This is a genomic window from Streptomyces sp. 150FB (genome assembly GCF_000818195.1).
In the GTDB taxonomy this organism is placed as follows: domain Bacteria; phylum Actinomycetota; class Actinomycetes; order Streptomycetales; family Streptomycetaceae; genus Streptomyces.
Map to the genome: position 1 here is coordinate 6150609 of NZ_JTHL01000001.1, position 4681 is coordinate 6155289.

4 protein-coding genes are annotated in these 4681 nt (G+C 69.8%); 2 read left to right on the forward strand and 2 right to left on the reverse strand.

Features of this window, described 5'->3' with window-relative positions:
- Positions 1–1164: hypothetical protein (locus QR77_RS26600; RefSeq protein WP_040028707.1), on the forward strand; the 1164-nt coding region annotated here is incomplete at its 5' end.
- 87 nt (positions 1165–1251) lie between these two features.
- On the opposite strand, the gene QR77_RS26605 is transcribed toward QR77_RS26600, so the two are convergent.
- Together QR77_RS26605 and QR77_RS26610 are read right to left on the reverse strand one after the other, a co-directional pair.
- Positions 1252–1548 (reverse strand): hypothetical protein, encoded by a 297-nt coding sequence (locus QR77_RS26605; protein ID WP_078877877.1) that lies wholly within the window; start codon positions 1546–1548, stop codon positions 1252–1254.
- A complete protein-coding gene (locus QR77_RS26610; protein ID WP_040024596.1) occupies positions 1494–2429 on the reverse strand; it encodes an SPFH domain-containing protein in 936 nt (311 codons plus the stop codon). The genes QR77_RS26605 and QR77_RS26610 overlap by 55 nt, the downstream gene beginning before the upstream one ends.
- A gap of 267 nt (positions 2430–2696) precedes the next feature.
- Between QR77_RS26610 and QR77_RS26615 the strand changes: the two genes are divergently transcribed.
- Positions 2697–4681, forward strand: a 1985-nt coding sequence (locus tag QR77_RS26615; protein WP_052489722.1) for a transglycosylase domain-containing protein, incomplete at its 3' end; no start/stop codon positions are given.

Genomic DNA, 4681 nt, shown 5'->3' on the forward strand with positions numbered 1-4681 from the left:
GCGGCGGTGGTCGGGTACGGTCCCGGGCTCGCGGCCCGTCTGCCCTGGCGCGGCCTCGTCCGGGCCGGCTGGGCCGGGTCCCTGGCGTGGATCTCCTCGCTCGCGCTCGTCGACGGCTGGCACCGGGGTGTGGCGACCCGGCTCACCACGTCCTACGAGTACCTCCAGGGCATCGACCGGTTCCGTGACATACCCGCGGCCCTGCGCGACTTCACCCACTCCATCGTCATCAGCCCGGACGCGTACCACTGGCCCGCCCATATCGCAGGCCACCCGCCCGCCGCCGTCCTGACCTTCGTCGGTCTCGACCGTGCCGGTCTCGGTGGCGGCGGCTGGGCGGCCGTCTTCGTCCTGGTGGCGGGCAGCTCCGGCACCGCCGCGGTCCTCGTCGCGCTCAAGGCGCTCGCCGACGAGACGACGGCGCGCCGGGCCGCGCCGTTTCTCGTGCTGGCTCCGGCCGCGGTCTGGACGGGGGTGTCGGCCGACGGGTACTTCGCCGCGGTCGCCGCCTGGGCGCTCGCCCTGCTGGCGCTCGCCGCGACGCGGACGGTCCGCTCGCCGGCGACCGCGGCGCTCGGCTCGGGTCTGCTGTTCGGCCTGACCTGCTACCTCTCGTACGGTCTGACCCTGATCGTGGTCGTCGTCGCGGCCGTCCTGCTGGCGGCGCGCACGGCACGGCCGCTGCCGCTCTTCCTGTGCGGGGCACTTGTCGTCCCCGCCGCCTTCACCCTCGCGGGGTTCGACTGGTGGGCGGCCTACCGGCTGCTGGTGGTGCGCTACTACCAGGGGGCGGCGGCGGTCCGGCCGTACGGCTACTGGATCTGGGCGGACCCGGCCTGCACGGTGCTCCTGGTCGGACTCGCGGGCGCGGCGGGCGTCGCGCGTGCGATCCCTGCGGCGGGGGCCCTCGTACGCCGGGTGCGAACCGGCGCGTCGACCGCCGAGGGACGGCTCGCCGTGGTCGTCGTCGGAGCCCTGCTGGCCCTCGTCCTCGCCGACCTGTCCGGCATGAGCAAGGCCGAGACGGAACGCATCTGGCTGCCGTTCGCCCTCTGGCTGCTCCCGGGCACCGCCCTGCTCCCCGCCGGCGGCCGGAGAGGCTGGCTGACGGCGCAGGCGCTGGTGGCCCTGCTGGTGAATCACCTGCTGCTCACCGGCTGGTGAACGGCACGGCGCGGCGGGACGACGGAAGCGCCCGCTCCCCTCGGGGGGAACGGGCGCGGTCGCGCTCTACCCCTGGCCGCCTTACTCCTACCCGCCCTGCTCCCGGCCGTCGTGCTCCCGGTCGTCCCCGCGCGGTGGCGGGCTCTTGGGCGGCCGTCCCCTGCGCGGGATCGGGGCCGCGTCACCCGGGAGCCGGCCCGACTCGGCGAGGGCCCGGCGGAGCAGGAACTCGATCTGCGCGTTGGCGCTGCGCAGCTCGCCGGCCGCCCAGCGGGCCAGCGCGTCGTACACCGCCGGATCCAGGCGTAGCAGTACTTGCTTGCGTTCGGTCACTGGTAGAGCGTGCCCGTGTTCACGACCGGCTGCGCGGCCCGGTCCCCGCAGAGCACCACGAGCAGGTTGGAGACCATGGCCGCCTTGCGCTCCGCGTCCAGTTCGACGATGTCCCGCTCGGTGAGCCGGGTGAGCGCCGCCTCGACCATGCCGACGGCGCCGTCCACGATCTGCCGGCGGGCCGCCACGATGGCACCGGCCTGCTGGCGCTGGAGCATCGCGGAGGCGATCTCCGGTGCGTAAGCGAGGTGCGTGAAGCGGGACTCGATGATGTGGACGCCCGCCGCCTCGACCCGGGCGTGCAGTTCGACGGCGAGCTTCTCGGTGATCTCCTCGGCGTTCCCGCGCAGCGAGAGACCGACCTCCTCGTGGGCGTCGTACGGGTATTCGATGGCGATGTGCCGTACGGCGGCCTCGGTCTGGGTGGAGACGAACTCCAGGAAGTCGTCCACCTCGAACAGGGCCTGCGCGGTGTCCTGGACGTTCCAGACCACCACGGCAGCGAGTTCGATCGGGTTGCCGTAGGCGTCGTTGACCTTGAGTACGGCGGTCTCGTGGTTCCGCACCCGCGTCGAGATCCTGGCCCGCGTGGTGAGCGGGTTCACCCAGCGCAGGCCGTCGGTACGGATCGTGCCCCGGTAGCGGCCGAAGAGCTGGACGACGCGCGCCTCGCCCGGCGCCACCATGTTCAGCCCGCTCATCGCGACGATCGAGGCGAGGTCGAGCACGACGCCGACGACCATCAGCGCCACCCGGGCGCCGTCCGAGGTGAAGGTGAGGCCGACGACGATCAGGGCGACGCCGACGACGAGTCCGAGCAGTCCGAGCAGCAGGGCGAGTCCGCCGCCGATGCTCCTGGCCGCCACCTCGCGTACACGTGGGTCGGGCATCTCCGGCAGTTCGTCCGTGGGTGCGGTGCTGGTGGAAGGCATGGTCGTTCCCCGTTTCTGTCAGGCGTCCGCCAACCGAGCGGTAGCTAGCATTGTGATATCCAATTAATGGTTTCCGCAACCCTCCGGGCCTGTCATGAGTCGTTCTGTTAGGGCGGGTGCGGAAGCTCACGTCCCAAAAGACCGGATCAGCATCCGTTTGTCACAGCGAGCGGTGTTAGTTTTCTGAGCTGATCCGGTGACCGAAGCCGTGAACGAGACCTGCGGGACGACCGAGGACACCGATACCGAGAGCGAGCGAGAAGACCCATGGGCCGAGCTGACGACAGACGAGCCCGGCAGCGAGGAGCGCGCCGGGCGCAAAAACAGGGCCGCATACGCCGCCTGTTCACCTGGAAGAAGATGCTCGGCACCTTCTTCGGGCTCTGCCTGCTCGCCATGGGCGCGTTCGCCGTGATCTACGTGATGGTGCCGGTGCCGACGGCCAACGCGCAGGCCGAGATGCAGAGCAACGTCTACAAGTACAGCGACGGCAAGGTCTTGACCCGTACGGGCAAGATCAACCGTGAGATCGTCGGCCTCGACCAGATCCCCAAGGACGTCCAGCGCACCTTCGTCGCAGCCGAGAACAAGTCCTTCTACACGGACTCCGGGATCGACATCAAAGGCACCGCCCGCGGTCTGCTGAACACCCTCTCCGGCAAGGGCAAGCAGGGTGGCTCGACCATCACCCAGCAGTACGTCAAGAACTACTACCTGACCCAGGACCAGACGGTCACCCGCAAGCTCAAGGAGCTGGTGATCTCGCTCAAGGTGGATCAGAAGTACGACAAGAACGAGATCCTCGCCGGGTACATCAACACCAGCTACTACGGCCGCGGCGCCTACGGCATCCAGGCGGCGGCCCAGGCGTACTACGGCGTCGACGCCTCGGCGCTGAACGTCTCGCAGGGCGCGTACCTCGCCGCGCTGCTCCAGGCCCCGAACCAGTACGACTGGGCGCTGGCCACCCCGACCGGCAAGAAGCTGGCCACCGAGCGCTGGAACTACGTCCTGGACAACATGGTCCAGCAGCACTGGCTGGACGCCTCGGAGCGCCAGGGCCTGAAGTTCCCCGTACCGCACGAGCCCAAGGCCGCCCCCGGCATGGAGGGCCAGACCGGATATCTCGTCGAGGCGGCCAACAACGAGCTGATCAAGCAGGGCGTCAGCCAGGCGCAGATCGACGCCGGTGGCTGGACGATCACCCTCAACATCGACGAGAAACGGCAGAAAGCACTGGTCAAGTCGGTCAACAAGCAGTTGGAGGACAAGCTCCACCGCACGACCAACAAGACCGACGCAACCGTGCAGGCGGGCGCCACCTCGGTCGACCCGAAGACCGGACATGTGGTCGCGCTGTACGGGGGAGTGGGCGCGACGGAGCACTACATATCCAACGCCACCCGCAAGGACTACCAGCCGGCCTCGACCTTCAAGGCGGTCGTGCTCGCCTCCGCCCTGGAGAACGGCGCCACCACGCAGGACGGCGAGAAGATAGGCACGAACACCATCTACGACGGCACCAGCAAACGGCCCGTCGTGGGCAGCACCACCCCCTTCGCCCCGGAGAACGAGGACGACGCCGACTACGGGGACGTCACCGTGCAGAAGGCGATGGACGACTCCATCAACTCCGTCTTCGCGCAGCTCGTCGTGGACGCGGGCCCCGCGGAGGTCAAGAAGACCGCGCTCAGCATGGGCATGACGGACGACGGAGCGAGCTTCCCCGAGCGCCCCGCCATAGCCCTCGGCACCATGGGCGCCTCCACGTACCAGATGGCCGGGGTGTACGCGACGCTCGACAACCACGGCCGCAAGGTCACGCCGACCATCGTCAAGTCCGCCGAGCGCAAGAACGACCAGGTCCACCTGGCCGATCCGGTGGGCGGCCAGGTGCTCAGCCGCAAGACGGCGGACACCGTGACCAAGGTCCTCGAAGGCGTCGTCTCCAACGGCTCGGGCTCGGTGGTCAACAGCCCCGCGTACCACGCGGCAGGCAAGACCGGCACCTCGGAGAACAACAGGTCGGCCTGGTTCATCGGCTACACCCCCCAGCTCACCACCGCCGTGGCGCTGTTCGGCGAGGCCCCCAAGGGCGGCAATCAGGTCACGCTGACGGGCACGGCGAACTCGGGCCGGGCGAACGGCGGCGGCTTCCCCGCCCGGATCTGGGCGGACTACACGCTGGCGGCGCTGAACGGCGGCTCGGCCACCCCGTTCGACCTCGACGTCCCGCAGCAGCCGCAGGCGCC